Below are 17,992 nucleotides of genomic sequence, written 5' to 3' on the forward strand. Positions count from 1 at the left end.
GCTGGCCTGTCGGTCTTGTGTCGCTTGAGGGGTGAGATAGCTGTCTGTTGATTACGGGGTCATTGATTAAGGAGTAGTTATAGAACTCCTTTGCATCACTGTCGCGTCAGGATTTTTCATCATCCGGCGCTTCCAGCTTGGGCGGCTCTATTCCCAGCTCGCCGGCCAGTCGCTGAATCGACTCATCGTCCTTGAGGATCTTGCAGATCAGCTTTTCAAAGTCGGTGGAACGGTCAGCCTTGCTGAGCAGTACCCGCAGCTGGTTGCGAATGTTGACCAGCATCTTCAGCGGCTCAACCTGATTCACCAACTCGTCCGGTGAAAAGTCCTGCATCCGGTTAAATTTCAGATTGACCTGCATATCCGAAGCTTCGGGGTCATTGGAAAGTACATTTTCAACCCGCAGGTTCAGACTGGGTCCGATCCGGTTCATGACTTCATCAAAGTTGTCATGGTCAACCTGGATAAACTCCCGGTCTTCAAATGGTTCCAATTGGTCCTGCGGCTTGTCTCCCGAGAAGTTTCCGGTGACACCGACAACAAACGGCAGCTCTCTTTTTTCCTGGGAATCTCCGGTTTCAACATCATAGGTAATACTGACCCGGTTTTTTCGCACACGTTTATGCTGGGCATTGAGTGGCATCTGTCATATCCCTCACTACTGTCATGCACGGCCGGGAAGCCGGCAAAATGTCTGACCAAAAGATTAGAACAGGATCAGGAGGCTTGAACTTTTATACTGTACCTGCAGCAACCTTTATTTCAGCCCTTGGGCTTGATAGCTGAAATGACCTTACCGGTCGACAGGTCAAAGGCCACTTCACCGCCGGGCTTCCAGCCACCACCGGAGCCGGTGGTGTTCCACAGTTTGATGTGGATAACGGTATAGGCTAGTGCCAGCCGCTCTTCCGGCAGACCACCATCCTTGACCGACAATGAGTAGTGAGCCATACGCGCCTGTTCCAGAAAGATCTGCATTTTGGGCTTGAACGTCGTGCCCTTGTTGCTGCTGGCTTTGGGCTCCATGCCTACCTGAAAGATGCGTACTTCAGATCCTTCATCGCCGGGTTCCAGTAACATTGAGCGAATATCCTCGGAAGCGCCGCACATACTCTTGGTAATGGTTATTTCGTTAAATGCAGCCATACCACTGTCAGCATGCTGCATATTGCCGACATCCATACTGACACCGCGAATCGCGCCCCACTGCATGGTGCCGATGGGAAACAGATCGCCATTACTGGAGTTGATACCTTCCATTAACACCAGGTTTTTGCTCTGGGTTCCCTGGTATTTGACTCCCTTGATCTGCAGAAACAAGCCTGTAGCCATTATTGTTTACCTCGCTTGTCAGCCGTGAAGACGAACATGCGTTATGCCTGGGAAACAGCACCGCGGCTGTGGTTATCAGAACGGAGACTCGGATGTGCTGCCACTGGCCTTGTGCCCGGCAGAGAGCACCTTGCCCTGGGACAGGATAAAGGAGACCGGGCTGCCTTTTTTCCAGTCGCCGCCGACTTCCTCAAACCACTGGGTTATTTCAAAAACGTTGTACGAAAATGCCAGCCTTTCACTGGAGCTTTCACCACTGCTTGATAAACCGTAGTGCACCAGCCGTGCATTTTCGATCTTGATCTGCAGCATCAGCTCCCGCCCCTGGTCACCGGAGTCAGGAGACGGAGTGCACTTATGGAAGATGACAGTGCGGCCCAGTTTGCCCGGCATTAACATAAATGACTGCAGGCCTTCCGATGAGCCGTCGACCGGTTTGGATACGACAAACTCGTTGAAAGCAACCATTCCGGTATCGCGCGTGGACATATTGCCTATATCCATTCCGATGCCACGCACAGCAGCCCAGTGCAGTTCGTTAACGGCGATCAGGTCACCGGTCTGGGAAGTCGGTTTCACGCCGATGATGACTGGCTTTTGTTTATCTGTAAGCCCTTCGACCTGAATGTTTTCAATCTGCATGTAAAAATCAGCCATCTGTTTTCTCCTTCAGGCGTCAAGTCGCAATGAAGAGTGAGCTGTATACAAGCTACATAAATGAGCTGTTGTCAGTTGTGTCAGAGCCTGCATCGGTCGATGTATCTTCCTCTTCTTCACTTTCTTCCTCCGGGGGATCGTTTTCCGGGGTGTCATATGAAGAAGGCGCAGCTGCAGCAAAGGGGATATCACTTACCGGCATGTTTTTGTCGGGAAGATCCAGGCCGGCCCGCAGGTAAATATTGCCGAGAATACTGGTGTCGTTGTTGATTACTTCCTGCAGGAACTCGGGTAATGTCAGCTGAGCCATACGCAGTGCTTTTTCCAGAATATAGGACACTGGACTGTAGGGTTGTGTCTGTCGAAAAAAAGACGATAGTGCCCTGATTGTTTCAAGGGCATGCTCCTGACTCTGAATATAGCCCGCTACAACGTTTCCGGAGACATCAAAATCCAGACCGGCACCCGAAACTGCTTTTTCTGAAGCATCAGTGTCTTTTTCAGTATTGCCACTATCGCTGCTTTTTTCCGTCGCCTTGATTTCCTCTCCCGGCCATGGACGTAACAATTGCCCCAGCAGGCTTCGAGTGGCGTTAAGGCTTTCACCCAGACAAGACTGCAATGGCTGGGTATTTAGCAGATGGGAGCTGGCACCATCGGTACAATACTCGGACAGGGTAAGTTCGATTTTTTTCAACTCACTGACGCTGTCCTGTATGGCAACAATATTGGCTATAACCCCGTCTTTATCCTGCTTCAGTGCACTGCGGGCCTTTTTACCCAGTGCTTCCATCTGACCCCGGCTGGCACTGTGCTGATAGTCCAGTAATGTCATGGGGCCAATTAGCGGGGCAATGCGCAGGGGTACATGAACCAGACCATCTCCGGAAACATCGCCGATAATCTGCTGACATATTTTCAGTTTTTTTATCCAGTCGCTGCTGTTGCAGGATGTTGCCAGTGAAGGTTCCTGCTGTGATTCGGCTTCAGAGGTTTCAGTGGATTGTTGCTGTTCGGTATCTGCGCTTTCAGTATTTGTTTCTGCGGTCGCTGCTGTCTGCTGCTGGTCCTGTACAGCTTTAGCGTCTCCCGGGGGGCGCAGACTGGCACCATAGGTTTCGAGCAGTTCCCGAATCAGGTTGAGACATTGCTGTAGAGCCTGAAATGGAGCCTCGGTAAACAGTTGCGAGTAAAGCAGCCAGCCCAGTAAATCCAGATCCCGGGTCTGTTCTTCCAGCAGTTTGACGATCAGCTCACTGACCTGCTGCCAGTTATGGTTGTTGGTGCTGCGCAGTTCATCCAGCTGCTCCGGTTCCGGATTTTGCTCCAGAGCCCGAAAGCTGCTGCGTGCCAGATTCAGGGTATTACGAAAGGGGCGATACACTTCGGGGGTGGAATGCAGTACGACTCCGGCAGGTGATTCACCTTCCAGAGGCTGTTTCAGGCGAGAGACAAGTTGTGCATCCAGATTCATGATTCAAGCCTGCCCTGATGGAGTGTGCGCCTCTCAGTTCTGCTTATCTGTCATTGCATCGCTGTTTGATGCTGCGTCTGGTATGGGATAAACCAGATAGGGAACAGGGACACCCCGCTGGTAGTTATAGTCATTAAAAAATTTCTGAGCCAGTTTTTGTCCCTGCATCAGGGCCTGACGATCCATACTGGCAGCCAAGGCATCACGACGTCCTGCACCTGTCGTCCAGCCCCAGGCCAGTGCAACACTTTGCCAGGCGTAAGCTGCAACCGGATCCGGACTGACACCGTGGCCGGCTTCCAGCAACAGACCTGCAGCCCATGCCGACCAGGCATCCCCCAGCGTGGCGGCCTTGAAGAACCAGTGCCAGGCCTGCTCAGGCCGTTCAGGTGTTCCAAGACCATTAAGGCAGAGATATCCAAGCAACTTCATGGACGCAACGAGACCATATTCTGCACCTGTCTGCAGATATAAGAGGGATGTCTGATAGTCGGGAGGGGTGCCAAGTCCGGTAAAACACAGGGTACCAAGGTTGTGTGCTGCCAGAGGATCTCTGGGTGTGTTGCGCTGGAACAGACTACAGGCCGCGCCATAATCGTGCCGGACGGCATCGGTATAACCCAGTAGTGTTGTTGACTCCCTGCTGGCCTGACTCTCCAGACTGTTAAGCAGCCACTGATGAATAGTGGCGGCAGAGACCTCCGGGCCATAGCCTTCTATTCCCAGGCGGGCCAGCCAGTAGTCCGCTTCCCGTCGTGAAGGTGAGGCCTGAAGTAAAAACTGCCGGGCCTGCTCGAAGTTTTGTGCACCACCCATACCATACAGCGTCATCAGACCCATATTCAGTTGAGCAAGGGGTAACCGATCCTGTGCAGCCTTGTTAAACCATTGTCGGGCAAGACTATAGTTCTGGGGAGTAGAGATCCCATCGCGATTGATTTCGCCATACAGCAACCGGGCTTCTGGAATGCCGGATTTTGCGGCGCTGGCCACTGTTGTAACGGCATCATGCTGTTTTGATTCCAGCTGCAGCAATGCCAGTTGCCAGGTCGCCATGGCATTGCCCTGGGCACCGGATTTTTCCAGCCACTGCTGCGCCTGCTGGTTATCAGGCAGTACTCCCAACCCTTTCCAGTAGCTGTAACCGAGGATGAGTCGGGCACTGGCATCACCTTTTGTTGCCTGTGACTGAATCCAGTTGATTATGGGGTGGAGTATGGTTTGCAGCCGGGCAGCATCGGTGGTTGATAGGGTATCCCTGCGAGCAGCAAGCTGCAGATGAAATGATGGAATCAATTTCACCGCCTGGCGGTAGTCAGCCTGCAAGGCTTTGCCGCTTAACAGTTTGTGTGCAACAAGCTCTAGCCCGGGTTGTGGCAGCAGGTCCCTGACCGGGGGGAGTTTTGCCTCTGGCACGGCTGGTGATGGTGAATGACTGCAGCTGCATAGCAACAGTAGCAGCAGACATTGCCTGAGAGGACATCGCCAGAGAGCATGTGCAGAAGCTGTAACCAGGCAGCTGTACTTTGGCACTGAAGACGGCAACATGTCCGCGTAATCCGGCTGGCAGAAATATCTGACGAAGTATTGTCTATGTTTTATCCATCTGCATAACGATCCGGAATCTGCTTTATGGCTTCGAAAGAGGCGCCTGTCGCCGGTGCTCGGCCGCTGGTAGTCAAACCGGCATCCGGAGATGAGCTGGTCGGGATTGAACTGAGTGTTCGGGAATTTATTTCACGGCCCTTTGAAATGAAGCTGAAGCTGGTGGCTGAAGATCTTGATCTGTCCAGCGTTATTGGCAAACCACTGTGCTGCATCTATCAACCCGGAATGAGCACCAAGCGTGAAGAAAAGCGCTGTTTTCACGGCATAGTCACCCGGGTCGGGCAGGAACGTTATTACGGCAGAGTAAGCATTCAGCTTTATTCGGTAGAGCTGCGGCCCTGGCTCTGGCAGCTGCGATTCAGGGTCAACTGTCGTGTTTATCAGAACCAGGCAGTCAAGGATATTGTCAGCAAGATTTTTGATGAACACGGCTTTCATGGTCAGTATGAATTTCAGTCTCGTGAAAGCGGTAAAACGCGGGAATACTGCGTTCAGTTCAATGAGTCTGATCTGGATTTCTGTTGCCGGCTGCTGACCGAAGAAGGACTGCATTACCACTTCGTCCATAGCAAAAGTGGCCACAAGATGGTTATCGCCAGTGATAATCAGGCATTCGAGAACAGTGGTGCTGAAGCTTCTTTCCTTCCCGACTATAAACAAATGGATGATGTGATCAGCAAGTGGCAGCCGGGGCTTTCAATTCATGGTGGTGGCTGGATGCTGGCTGATTATGATCCGCTGCAGGCAGAGAGTGTCGTCAGTAGCGAAAGTACGACCAAAGATTCCAATGCCGCTTCAACCCCGGTTGCCTTTTATTATCCGGGAATGTTTGTCGAGCGCTCCGACGCTGACAGCAGTGCAAAAATTCATCAGGAATCTGAAGACTCGTCAGGTGCCTGGGTCAGGGGTGCCAGCAGCTTTCCTGAATTTACTGCCGGCAGCCGGTTTCGGCTTAAGCAGCATCTGGACAGCAAGCAAACCGGAGAATATCTGCTGACGGTTGTTACCCATCAACTGTTTGATGCTGAAACCGGGCAGGAGCCGGAATATTCAAACCAGTTCCAGTGCATGCCGGTGGATACGCCGTTCCGGGTGCCGGTGATGCGTAAACCGCGAATTCACAGTATGCAGCTGGCCATCGTGACCGGGCCGGACAGTGACGAAATCTACACCAATGCTGACAGTCAGGTTCGGGTACAGTTTTTCTGGGATCAGGAAGGCGAGAAAAACGAAAACTCAAGCTGCTGGATACGGGTTGCCCAGCCAATGGCCAGCACCGGCTTTGGTTGCCGGTTTCTGCCCCGGATCGGGGATGAGGTGGTGGTGATGTTTATTGATGGTGACCCTGATCGCCCGCTGGTAATGGCGGTGGTTTATAACGGTAAGAACAAACCGCCGTACAGTGAGCAGGAAGTCACCGGCATGTTGACTCGCAGTACGCCTCAGGGTGAGTCGTCGGATGCCAGTGAATTGCGTATCAATGATCACAAGGATCAGGAACTGTTTATGATGCAGGCCCAGAAAGATATGCAGGTGATGGTGAAAAATGACAAGACTGAGCAGGTGCAGGGAAATCTGACTCATGAAGTGGAAAAGGAGTGCAAGATTACCGTTAAGGAAGCCTTTACCCAGAGTACAGAAAACAAGCTATCGGTATCGGCCTCTCAGGATATGTCGCTTTCCACTGATGCGAATCTTAATCAGAGTGCCAAGCAGGAATTAAGTCTATCTGCAGACAGCAATGCCTCATTGTCGGCGCAGGCCAGCCTGAGTGTGAAAGGTATGGAAGTCTCCATTGAAGGCACCGCGTCTATTGAACTCAAGGCAGGTCCCAGCAGTATCTCAATCAATCCCGAAAGTATTTCCATATCAGCGCCTTCGGTCACCATCAATGGCGAAATGGATACGACCCTGAGTGGTTTTATGGTGTCGGTTGAAGGGGAAATGACGACCGACATATCCGGTATGGTTATCAGTGTTGATGCAGAAACCATGATGGATCTGGGGGCTTCAACCATGATTGCCATTGACGGGGCTTTTGTTGAAATCGCCTGACAGGGTAGTGCTATGGTTCATGTTGTTTCCGGCCCGCCGATAGATCTGGCCCAGTTGAAGGGGCAGTGGCACGGGAAGTTTATGTCCCGCTCCTCGCGCAAGCTCAGTAGTGATGCTGCGCTGAAAAAAAAGGCGACAGACCTGCTGGAGGAAGAAGATCTGGAACCTGAAGCATTTATTGCCGGACTGCTGCAACAGAAACTGACTGAAGAGTGTATTGCTTTCCTTGCTGTCGCTCTGCCGCCACGGGAGTCGTTGTACTGGGCAGTCTGTTGTTTTGACAGCATGCCGCGGCAGCGTGAGGAGGATATTCAACACGCCTTTGCTGCGGCCAGAAGCTGGGTCAATCAGCCCTGTGAAGCAACCCGAAGACATGCGGGCAAGATGGCGCGCAAGGCAGGTTTGAAAACACCTGAAGGATGGCTGGCGCAGGCTGCATTCTGGAGTGGCGGCAGTATTTTGCCGGCGGACAAACCGTTTGTAGCACCGCCTGAAGGTGTTTACTCAAAAGCTGTAAACAGCGCACTGAAACTGCTGGTAGGACATTTAATGTTGAACAAACCCAGAGTACAGCGGGATCAAATAAAACCTGTGCTTCAGATGTCGTTCGTTCAGGCGGGTCTTGCTGTCGCCAGGGGAGAACGGCTTCGTTAGCAATGCCTGCTTTTTTAGTTATTGATAGCGATAGATTATCTGTCGAATGGTTCATACTTGAAGCAGTAACTGTTACCGGGTGAATCCATTCTGCTGAGTAGTGGCAGTGCAGGAACCCGGAACGGAGACCATCATGTATCTCCATATTGTTAATACCTCTGCCAGAGCACAACTTAACGAAAAGTCGACACGCATTCCTCCGGAAGGCGGGGTTATCGGGCGTTCTCCCGACAGCATGCTGTGCCTTGAGGACAACAGCTGTCTTGTTTCCCGGCGTCATGCACTGATCTCGCCTGCAGGCAATACCCTGCGGATTACAGACCTGAGTGCCAATGGTCTGATTATTAATGATGGCCATCAGCCACTTGGCAAGGGGCGGTCCATTCAACTGCACGACGGTGACTTGTTGACGTTGCCGGGTTACCAGATTCTGGTTTCCCGTTATGCACAGCTGCCGGAACGGGTGCGGGTTATTGAACCGGGCCGCCAGGCTGTTCTGCATCAGCAGTCAACGATGGCAACAGCTGCTCCTGAATCTGCTTCAGGCAGGTCACATAAAGGAACCCTTACGAAGGTTCTGAAACACGCGCTGGGCATGGGTGGAAGTGCGCAATCAAGAGGCTTTGCTGGATCAGCAGGCTCGCATACTGCCGCAGCGGTTACTGCCGGTGTTGCTATTGCTGTCAGCAGAGAGGGGATGAAACTGTTCAGAAAGAACAGGGCAAGGCAATTCCGTTCGGCCAGTACATCCAAAGATGCCAGGGGAAGTGATGACCTGAGTGGAGGTCATGACCTGACACCCGGAACGATGGGGCTTGCAGAGGGAGACCATAATCAGTCGGAAGATAAAACAGCCGGCAGCAATGATGGAAGCAATCCCGGTAAACGGTTTGATCCCTTACCGGAAGATATGTTCGGACGAAAACAGCGAGGTGGTCCTTTACCTGCCGGGTTCAGGCCGTCTATCGAACAACAGGTCAATCAGCGCAGGGCCAGTGCTGAAGAAAGCCGACCGGATTTTGTGGGTCCCCTGCAGCCTATGCGTGGACTGGGCACTGCAGCGGTTATTCAGGCCGGGTTGGCACATCTGGAGCATGCTGCTGCAGGCAAACTGAAAAGTCCTTCAGCGACTGACACGGCTCATAATGCACTGCAGGCATCCCGCAATATTCTGCTTGATAAGCGTAATTTACCCCACCAAATGCCCTCCGGTTTTAATCCGGAAGATACTGAAGCTGGCAGAATCCTGTCCCGCTTTCCAGCCAGCCAGGAGGCAAAGGATTTATTACAGCCGGATATGAGCCCGATGGACTTCAATCAGGCGCTGATAAATCACCGCCTGCCACACGACAGTATGCAGTTTCTGGCCCATGCCATGACACCCCGTCAGGCCGTCTGGTGGGGCGCTGATTGCCTTGACCGTACCGGAGCCCGCTGGAGTCCGGAAGAAGAAAACCTTGCCCGGGCAGCAAGAGCCTGGTCCTACTCGCCCAGCGAAAGAACACTGGGGAATGTCGCCAAAGCCCTGCCGACTGTCCCAAAAGGTTCTCCTGTTGGCCTTTTGGGACAGGCCGCTCTGATAGCGGGTACTGATGCTGGTATGGCTGCAGGTGCAGAGAATCTGGCAGATGATGCAGATTCAGCGGCTGCCGCTGCCAAAGGAGGTCATTTACCGGTTTTGGCAGGTATGCCCAAATCATTAATGGCATTGCCCGGGAAAGGTGCTGGTTTGACTTCACCGGCAGATATTGATGGCAGCACTCTGGCTCAGTTATCACAGGAAATGGGTAAGGGCGCAGGCTCTTTATTGAATAAAGACTCTTTACTGGATAAAGGTTCTGCTCTGGCTGAAGGCTCCTTTCCAGCTGAGGGCTCTGGCACAGGCTCGGGTCTGCCAGGGAATTTGCCGGATATGGCAAAAAATGGTCTGACTCAACTGGAAGGTATGTTTACCGGTACGGCAAATGCTGCTGGGGCCACAGAAGGAGACCGCTCTGGAAGTTCCGGAAGTTCTACCGCTATGGCTGGTATGGCGGGAGGACTTGCACTGGGAGCACTGGGTACTTTTTTAACCCGCTCTGATCACGAGGGTGATCATGGTAGTCAGCCTTCGAATGCGAATACAGGAACTGATGCTGCTCCCTCGAATTCGGGTGCTGATCAAAATGGTGCAACGGCTACCGAAGGCAACTTTACCGGCACGGCATCTGCAACAGCTGCGAATGAATCCGCAGGTGCCGGATCAACGTCGTCCAGTGGTGGCATGACCGGAAGTGCGGGAGGTTTCGGTGATGCGTTGACCAGTCTGATGAGTAGAGCTGCTGCAGGAGGTGGTAGTTATTCAGCCGGAGGTCAGCCGTTTTCCATGGCGGCAATGAGGGCTCAGATGCAGCAAAACATGATGAGTAGCTGGGGGGGCAGCTCATTTGGTATGGGGATGGGCGGAATGGGTATGCCGTTCGGAGCAGGAATGACACCCTATGCCGGAGGCTTTGGTATGGGCGGGATGGGAGCCGGAATGTCAGCCATTGCCGGCGGTATGGGGAATATGATGACCAACGCCATGATGGCTTCTGTAGCCGGTGGTGGTATGGCGGGTGGCATGGGCGGAGGGATGATGCCTTTTGCCGGAGGGTTTGGTGGTTTCGGGGGAATGGGCGGAGCAACAATGCCCATGCCGATGTTCAATCCGCTGGGTGCCGGTATGAATTATCTTGGTAACGCCATGATGACGCCGTTCGGTATGCTGGGTCAGGGGCTGGATTATGCCACCAGTGCCATGATGACCCCTTTCAGCGCCATGGGGCGCGGGCTGGATTATGCGACTAACGCCATGATGAGTCCGGTTGAAGCGGGCCTTGGAGCCGCATGGGGTGCTGTCAGTGCGCCCATGGGGGCTGTTGCCAGTGCGCTGAGTGGTCCGGCCATGATGTGCTCACAGATGATGGGCATGGCGGTGATGGGCATGGCGACAGTGGCGATGCTGGCAAATACAGCTATGATGCTTGGGGCAGGTGCGCTGGCGGTCTATTCCATGTTTTCGGCAGCCGGAACCATGGTGTACAGCAACTACAACGCCGTCACCGAAACCTATACAACAACTGTCGATGATATGACGGACCTCACAGAAGATGAAGATCCCGGTGATGAGGTAACAGAAGCGCTTTAGGCGATCTAACCAGGCGAACGGTGAAACTGATTCTGCATATTATTGACGAGCCGGAAGGCGAGGAAATTATTCAGCGCAGTATCTGTCTGCCTGATAACGGTGGCACGATCGGGAGGGCTGCAGACTGCCAGGTGCAGCTGCCGGACAGTCAACATCGCTTGTCACGCCATCATGCGGCCGTCAGCCGTAGCGGAGAGGGTTATCTCATTATGGATACCAGTACTAACGGGTTGTATCTCAACGACTCCGGTCGGGCACTGGGACGGGGTAACCGGATTCAGCTGCAGGATGGTGATGTTATTCGAATTCCGGGTTATACCCTGGTTGTCAGTTGTTTTAATCCAGCGCATTTAAAAAAACAGGGTATGAGGCAGAATCAGGAACCCTGAGGACTGCATTCATGGTTGTCAGAATTGCAGGGCTTTTGTTGCTGTTATTTTGCTGTGGCTGTAGCACGATCAAAAATGTTTATCATGCCGTAGTGCCTGTTCCGAAACCCGAGCCTACAGTCGTTTCACTGCAGATACATGCGGCGGTGGGGATGAACCCCAACAGCCATAATGAGGCCTCTCCGCTGTCACTGACCTTCTACCAACTGGCCAAACCTGATCACTTTACCCAGTCTGATTTTCTGCTGCTGTTTGAAAATGACGAGAAACAGCTGGGTGCCGAGCTGGTCAGCCGACGTCAGCTTCCGGCTGTTATTCCGGGAGAAAGCTACACTTACAGCTTTGTGCTCGACAGCAAGACAAAATTTGTCGGGTTGTTGGCGGCATTCAGCCGTTATCAGCAAGGTGTTAACCGACAAGTGCACGCTATCGAACTGCATAAAAATAACAACCTGAGCCTGATGGTTGAGGGAAACCGGATTTTGCTTGCCAGTGATGAATAACTGATAACCTGAATAGGGGCTGTTGGCAATTAGACATTCGACCAGTTCATCACACAAGCCCTCAGGTAAGGCGAACGGCGAAGGGCATGGTGGTTCCATGTTCAAGTCGTTCAACGCGGCATGAGGGCTTGTGTGATGAACCCGAAGGGCCGCTCATGGTTTACGCCATGCCGCGTTGCTCACTGTTTATGTGGAATAACCACATCGCACAGTTCGCGCCTAACCTGGCGTAAATCATGAGCGGCTGGTCGTATGTCTAATTGTCAACAGCCCCTGGTATCCTGGAGGCGCATCATTGGATAACTGCAAGGTGGCCTGGCTGGAAGGCATGTTTGTCAGCCCGCAGCATTTCCAGCAACAGGAACGCTACGTACTGGGGCAGGCATTGATGTATCTGTCATCCATGCAACCAGGCGCCAGTGGTGTTGCCGGGTTGCAGCTGGATCATGCCTTTCTGAAGCACGGCAAGTTGGCAATTAAGCAGGCTCATGGCATTTTTCCTGATGGTACACCGTTTTCCCTGACGCAAACCCTGGTAGGTGATATGCCGGAGAATTTCACTCAGGGGGTTGTCTACCTGGCTTTGCCACTTCAAATCAGTGGGGCTGTTGAAGTGGCCAACCGGCATGAAGAGCCTCGCCGTTATTGCATGGAGCAGGTCGAGCTGTTTGATACGGTTAATATCGGTAACGACCCGCTTGAGACCACGGTTGAAAGGCTGAATCTGAGCCTGAAAATGCAGGGGCAGGACTTGTCGGATTATACGGTACTGCCTGTTGCGTCGATTCGGGATGTAACGCCGGAGGGTACTGTTGTTCTCGATGAAAGCTTTATCCCTTCATGCCTGACGGTTAATACCTCCGATACCTTGATGGGCTTGTTGCGGGAACTTCAGGGGCTGGTAAAACAGCGGGCCATTGTTGTGCTTGAGCGAGTCAAGTTGCAATCGTCGTACAAGAGTTCACATACCCTGCTTATGGACTTTCGCTGGTTGCAGGTACTCAGTCACTGGCAGGCACGGCTCGATGATATTGTATCGTTACCGATGATGCATCCGCGGCAGCTGTATAGTGAGCTGTGCTCAATGCTGGGAGATCTGTCTGCACTGGTGCTGGAACCGGTTCCGGATAACCCCGGCTATCGCCATGCCCGGGCAACACAAATCTTCGCTGTACTTTTTACCCGGCTCCGGCAGTTTCTGGGCATGGTGCATCACGATGTTGTGATCGAGATTGAGTGGAATGACCGGCTGTTTCAGAGCCGGCGGTTGCTGTTTACCCAGTTGCCGAACAAGGCGTTGTATCAGTCGAGCCGATTTGTGCTGGCGGTTAAAACTACATTGCCCAAATCGCGGACAGTCGTACTGTTTCCGCAGGCAGCAAAGCTGGCGCCCAGCCAGCGTATCAACGAACTGGTCCACAACTATCTGCCGGGTATTGATATCAGTTATCAGCCGTTACCGCCGGTGGAACTCAAAAGTGAATCCCATACCTGCTACTTTGAAATTGATATGGCGTCACCACTGTGGAAAGAGCTGGTGCTGAACCAGGATGAACTGGCGCTGCATCTGGATGAACAGATTGCCGAGGCGACGATTCGTCTGTTTGCGGTGCGTTAGTCATACGACGGGACGTTTCTGAATGATGACCGATGATGAACCGACCCAGCTTGTTTCAGGAAATGCGCTGGAACCTGTTTCCGGAGCACAGGCTCAAACTGTATCGCGTTCGGAGCAACTGGTTGAGCAGCAACAATCCATATTGGGGCGGTTTCGTCCGTATGACAATCCGTTACTGAGCCAGGGCACAGAACTGATGGCGGTTATTCTGGCGTTGCCCCGAATGGAGCAGCCGAGAGAGGTCGCGGAATTTCGGCAAAGCATGCTGGAAGAAATTGTAAGGCTGCGACACCGGCTGTTACAGCAGGGTGTTAAGGAAATGGATGTCGCCCGTTGCTGTTTTCTGTACTGCGCGGTGCTGGATGAAATGATTGTGCAGACGACCTGGGGCATGCAGGTTAACTGGGAAAGTAACAGCCTGTTGAGTCGGGCATTCAAGCGTCGGGATGGTGGCGATGTATTTTACCTGCTGGTTAACCGTGCCTGTACTCAGCCGGATATGCATCTGGATTTTCTTGAACTGGCCTGGGTGTTTGTCAATCTCGGGTTTCGGGGTCGCTGTCGTATTGAAGAACAGCACCGGACCAGTGAACTGAATGCCCAGCTGTTCAGACTGTTATCACAGTTTCGTAAAAGTGAACCCTTTACCCCTATTATCGGGCTGCCGGACAGCCGCCATAAACTGCCGAAGCCGGTGTTCTGGTTCTGGCCCAGCGTTGCACTGTTGATGGTTGTATTGCTGTCTTCTGCCGGAGCCGGAACCTGGGTCATTCTGCGGCAGGACAAACCATTGCAGGTTTTGCAGCAGCTGGAGCAAACCCGATGGCCGTTACCGGAGAACATTCAGTCTGCGACCATGCAAGAGATTCAACAGACACTTTTCCCCCGGGAAAAGTGACGACTTCGGTAGCAGTCCTGTCTCAATGTTGGTTCAAGCCTGAGCCCTGTTTTGCTGGCAACAAGACGGAATAACGAATATGGAAACAGCCTTGCGGACGGCTATCAGCCGTGCTGTCACGCTGCTGGTCATCCTTGCTATAACCGGAGGTGTTATCTGGCTGGTTTTCAGTCAGTGGGGTTATCGCGGGTTGATGATTCTGCTGGGTATTTCCATTTGTACTGCGCTGATCGGATTGATTGTTTATTTTGTGAATCGAAGCCGGCAGCGGGAAGTCGATCCGGAAAAGCTTGCACTGCAGATCCAGAAGCAGCGGATAACCGCCTACCTCGACAGTTGCCGCAAAAAACTGAAACAGAAGTTTGGGCGTCACTGGACAGTTTATCAGCAACCCTGGTTTTTAATCACCGGAGATGCTCTGACCGGCAAGAGTTCTCTGTTGCGCGGCATGGGACTGGAATCTATCGAATATACCGCGTTTTCGGGAGTGGCATGTACTGTCTGGGTCAGTAAGGAATTATTGGTCATCGAACTGGAAAGTCGCTGCTTTGAAGAGGAGTTCAGCGAGATCCGTCTGCATATCCTGCAGTATCTGCGGCGCAAGCGGGCAAGACAGCCTCTGAACGGTGTGCTGCAGACAATCCGTTTGAACAGCATCTGTGGTCAGCCTGGTGATGATATTACTGCCGTGGGTGATATGCTGCGGCACCGGCTGACGGAGCTGAATAATGTGCTCGATATGAGCCTGCCGGTGTATTTGATCTTCACCCATGCTGATCATCTGGCAGACTTTTACGAGTCGGTCAGTGGCTGGCTGGGGGAGGAACTGGAACAGCCGCTGGGAGATTTCAGAACCGGGCAGGATGTTTCCCGGACAATTACCGAGTGGTTTGAGGGATCATGGCACCGGTTAATCTGTCAGATTGCCGCCCGTTTTCGCCAAAGCCTGCACAATGATCACTTTCCCGAGCGCAAACCCTCGGTTATGGCATTGCCACTGCAGCTGGCACTGGCAGGCCCCTGCATTGTAAATCTGCTTGAGGTATTGGTGGCGGCTTCGGTGCTCTACCGTCCGTTGCGGATTCAGGGCTATTTCCTTACCAGCAGTAGTCAGGATGGTGAGCGGGTTGATCTGTTAAGTCGGCACCTGGCCGGAGAGTATGGTTTTTCATCACGCCTGTTCACTGCCACCGGTATGGCCGGGCATCAACTGTTTGCCCGCAATATTCTGCCCAGGGTACTGATTCCATGTGCGCCATTGGCCGGTTTAAATAAACGTGCCGAACGGATTTATCAGTGTCTGCGAATGTCCGGATATGCCCTTCTGATTTTGGCGGGAGGCGGCTTTACTGGCTGGATTCTGTTAAGCCTCTGGCATGAAGATGAGCTGCGTAGCTCGACCTTGTCGAGACTGGTTGTGTACCAAGCGGAAATGGAGCACCAGGCTAAAAACAAGCCACCGGATGTTATAAATCTGATTAGCTTACTGGCTTATTTACGTCAGACCCGGGAAGACTACCGCCATCAGCCGAAGTGGTATCTTTTTCGACCTTTGCTGGAGGAAGAGACGGGAAAAAAACTGACCCGGAGTTATCATGATCAACTGGTGAAGTTACTGCTGCCCCGGGCCATTGAAGTGACGGAGTCGTTTGTGAAACAGCAGCTCAAGGCTGACGACCCGGTGCTGTTATTGCAGGGACTGGTGCGATATCAAATGCTGTTTGATCCGGAGCAGTTACTGGAACGGGATCTGAACCCTTTTCTGGTTGAGCAGATAGCCGGAGATGTACTTCCTGAAGCCGCAGAGATTCAGCTGGAAGCACTGCTGAAAGATCTGTTCCGATACGATGATTACGCCAGTTACAAGCCGGATACCGAACTACTGGCAGCCTGTCGCACCCGGCTTGATCATTATCCCGAAGATCAGCTGGCCTATTTATGGCTGCTCAGTCAGCCGGGGAATGCAGCCAGGCTGGATACAGCAGCTCTGATGGGAAACCATTTCAGCGATGTTTTCCAGCTAGGACCTGAAGTCAGGAAATTGCAGCAGGCTTTCACTAAAGGACAATTCAGAAAGCTGGATTTGAGTTACACCGCAAAAGGCTTGAATCATACCCAGGACTACTACGAGCGGTTGCACCATATTCCTGAAGATTCCAGAAGTAAACCGGAGGAGCTGCAGCATGATGTAGAACTGTCCGGCCGTGTTTCCAATCGCTATTTCGATGCGTATATCAGCCACTGGCAGCAAATTCTGGCCGGTATCAGGGTCAACCGCTTTAACAGCCTGACAGATATGCGACATGTCTTTATGTTGCTGGCCTCAAAAGATACTTCGCCGTTGCAGCAAATTATGGAAACCACGACCGATAACACCCGGCTGGTGGACGACAGTAAAAAAACAAAGTCAAAGGATGAATCCGGTGCAAAGCAAGCAGGCGACCCGGGCAGGGCAAAAGATATTTTGCCGGAAGATCAAAAGCGCCATGCTGAAGCAGCAGACCAGGCATTGCAGGTATTGTCGCGCAAACTCAAGCCTGAAGAGGCGCTTGAGGTAAAGGTCGACAAGCGTTTTCTGATCTATCAACAACTGGTACCCGGTGGCAGTGATGATAATGGCGGACTGGGCGGGCGTATTCTGCAGCAAATGCAGAAAATGTATGAATTTGTCAGTGATGTGGTTGAGGCCGACTATCCGGGGCAGTCTGCTTTCAAACGGGCATCGGCTCATGCTGCGGGTAAAAAGGATGCGCTTACCGGCTTGAGGCGTATGGCCGGTTTGGCTCCGCAACCGGTCTCTGGCTGGTTGTACAGTCTCTGTGATCAAACCTGGTCCCTGTTGCTGCAACAGGCCCATGGCTGGGTTACTGATCGCTGGCAGGTAGATTTCTATCCAGATTGGGAGCGTTCTATTGCCGGGCGGTTTCCATTTGTTGCCGGGGCAAAGCAGGAGACTGATATCAATGATTTTATCCGGATACTAAAGCCGGGAGGCGAGTTTGACAGTTTTTATAAAACACATCTGAAGCCGTTTATTGTCAATCAGGATGGCAAGATGCAGCTGGCTTCATATGATGGTCAGAAAATGGCGATTACCTCTAAAGCCATGACCCAGTTCGGGTTATTGCAGGCAGTGCAGAAGCGTTTTTTTCCTACCCCTGATACCAAATTGAATATCAGTTATAGCTTGCGGGAAGCTTATCTGACGCCAAAAGCCACAAGATATACGCTGGCGGCAAATACCGAGATGTTGAATTACCGGCATGGGCCGCGTGTCTGGCGCAATTTCAAATGGCCTGTTCGCTATACCGAAGTGCCGCTGCAAAGTACTTTTTATAATGGCGAGCTACAGGTATCGGCTCAGGAATTCTCCGGCCAGTGGGCACTGGCTCGCTTTATGTATGCCTGTGATATCAGCAAGAATGAAGACAGCAGTGATTATCTGCTGCAATGTGGTCAGGACAGCTATCAGGTTCAGTTATTGCTGAACTTTGACAACCGGGTGAATCCCTTTGACAAGTCTTTGCTAACACGCATCAGGTTACCGGAAAAAATATAATTTTGTCGGTATCTCCGAACATTCAGGCTGTTGCGTCAGTGTTATTTTCATCAGCTAAAACAAATACCTTTATATA

13 protein-coding genes are annotated in these 17,992 nt (G+C 52.4%); 8 read left to right on the plus strand and 5 right to left on the minus strand.

Annotation, left to right across the window (positions count from 1 at the left end):
• Nucleotides 1-106: 106 nt before the first annotated feature.
• The 5 genes from tssB to ACYZZ0_RS09170 all read right to left on the minus strand — a co-directional run bounded on the left by tssB (nucleotide 107) and on the right by ACYZZ0_RS09170 (nucleotide 4,879).
• Nucleotides 107-643 carry a type VI secretion system contractile sheath small subunit gene (gene tssB / locus ACYZZ0_RS09150; RefSeq protein ID WP_461536311.1) on the minus strand — a complete coding sequence of 179 codons (537 nt, stop codon included), beginning with the start codon at nucleotides 641-643 and terminating at the stop codon, nucleotides 107-109.
• Between the two features lie 119 nt (nucleotides 644-762).
• Nucleotides 763-1,332, minus strand: a complete 570-nt coding sequence (locus ACYZZ0_RS09155) for a type VI secretion system tube protein Hcp (protein WP_461536312.1) — start codon at nucleotides 1,330-1,332, stop codon at nucleotides 763-765.
• A gap of 75 nt (nucleotides 1,333-1,407) precedes the next feature.
• Nucleotides 1,408-1,989 carry a type VI secretion system tube protein Hcp gene (locus tag ACYZZ0_RS09160; RefSeq protein ID WP_461536313.1) on the minus strand — a complete coding sequence of 194 codons (582 nt, stop codon included), beginning with the start codon at nucleotides 1,987-1,989 and terminating at the stop codon, nucleotides 1,408-1,410.
• Nucleotides 1,990-2,041: 52 nt separating this feature from the next.
• Nucleotides 2,042-3,463 (minus strand): type VI secretion system protein TssA, encoded by a 1,422-nt coding sequence (locus tag ACYZZ0_RS09165; RefSeq protein WP_461536314.1) that lies wholly within the window; start codon nucleotides 3,461-3,463, stop codon nucleotides 2,042-2,044.
• A gap of 33 nt (nucleotides 3,464-3,496) precedes the next feature.
• The gene (locus tag ACYZZ0_RS09170) at nucleotides 3,497-4,879 is read right to left on the minus strand and encodes an SEL1-like repeat protein (RefSeq protein ID WP_461536315.1); all 1,383 of its coding nucleotides are present in this window, start codon (nucleotides 4,877-4,879) and stop codon (nucleotides 3,497-3,499) included.
• Between the two features lie 216 nt (nucleotides 4,880-5,095).
• Here ACYZZ0_RS09170 and ACYZZ0_RS09175 point away from each other — a divergent pair, with 216 nt between their 5' ends.
• The 8 genes from ACYZZ0_RS09175 to tssM all read left to right on the plus strand — a co-directional run bounded on the left by ACYZZ0_RS09175 (nucleotide 5,096) and on the right by tssM (nucleotide 17,916).
• Complete coding sequence (locus tag ACYZZ0_RS09175) at nucleotides 5,096-7,126, plus strand: type VI secretion system Vgr family protein (protein WP_461536316.1); 2,031 nt, start codon at nucleotides 5,096-5,098, stop codon at nucleotides 7,124-7,126.
• Between the two features lie 12 nt (nucleotides 7,127-7,138).
• Nucleotides 7,139-7,780 carry a DUF6931 family protein gene (locus ACYZZ0_RS09180; RefSeq protein ID WP_461536317.1) on the plus strand — a complete coding sequence of 214 codons (642 nt, stop codon included), beginning with the start codon at nucleotides 7,139-7,141 and terminating at the stop codon, nucleotides 7,778-7,780.
• A gap of 133 nt (nucleotides 7,781-7,913) precedes the next feature.
• Nucleotides 7,914-10,949 (plus strand): DUF6931 family protein, encoded by a 3,036-nt coding sequence (locus ACYZZ0_RS09185; RefSeq protein WP_461536318.1) that lies wholly within the window; start codon nucleotides 7,914-7,916, stop codon nucleotides 10,947-10,949.
• 20 nt (nucleotides 10,950-10,969) lie between these two features.
• The gene (locus tag ACYZZ0_RS09190; protein WP_461536319.1) at nucleotides 10,970-11,338 is read left to right on the plus strand and encodes a type VI secretion system-associated FHA domain protein; all 369 of its coding nucleotides are present in this window, start codon (nucleotides 10,970-10,972) and stop codon (nucleotides 11,336-11,338) included.
• Between the two features lie 11 nt (nucleotides 11,339-11,349).
• Complete coding sequence (gene tssJ, locus ACYZZ0_RS09195) at nucleotides 11,350-11,841, plus strand: type VI secretion system lipoprotein TssJ (protein ID WP_461536320.1); 492 nt, start codon at nucleotides 11,350-11,352, stop codon at nucleotides 11,839-11,841.
• Between the two features lie 295 nt (nucleotides 11,842-12,136).
• Nucleotides 12,137-13,459, plus strand: a complete 1,323-nt coding sequence (gene tssK, locus ACYZZ0_RS09200; protein WP_461536321.1) for a type VI secretion system baseplate subunit TssK — start codon at nucleotides 12,137-12,139, stop codon at nucleotides 13,457-13,459.
• Nucleotides 13,460-13,481: 22 nt separating this feature from the next.
• Nucleotides 13,482-14,357 carry a type IVB secretion system protein IcmH/DotU gene (icmH, locus tag ACYZZ0_RS09205; protein WP_461536322.1) on the plus strand — a complete coding sequence of 292 codons (876 nt, stop codon included), beginning with the start codon at nucleotides 13,482-13,484 and terminating at the stop codon, nucleotides 14,355-14,357.
• Between the two features lie 79 nt (nucleotides 14,358-14,436).
• Entirely contained in the window at nucleotides 14,437-17,916 is a 3,480-nt protein-coding gene (gene tssM / locus ACYZZ0_RS09210) for a type VI secretion system membrane subunit TssM (RefSeq protein WP_461536323.1), read from the plus strand.
• Nucleotides 17,917-17,992: the final 76 nt, after the last annotated feature.

This window comes from Spongorhabdus nitratireducens (assembly GCA_947387575.1).
Taxonomy (GTDB): domain Bacteria; phylum Pseudomonadota; class Gammaproteobacteria; order Pseudomonadales; family Endozoicomonadaceae; genus CANDOC01.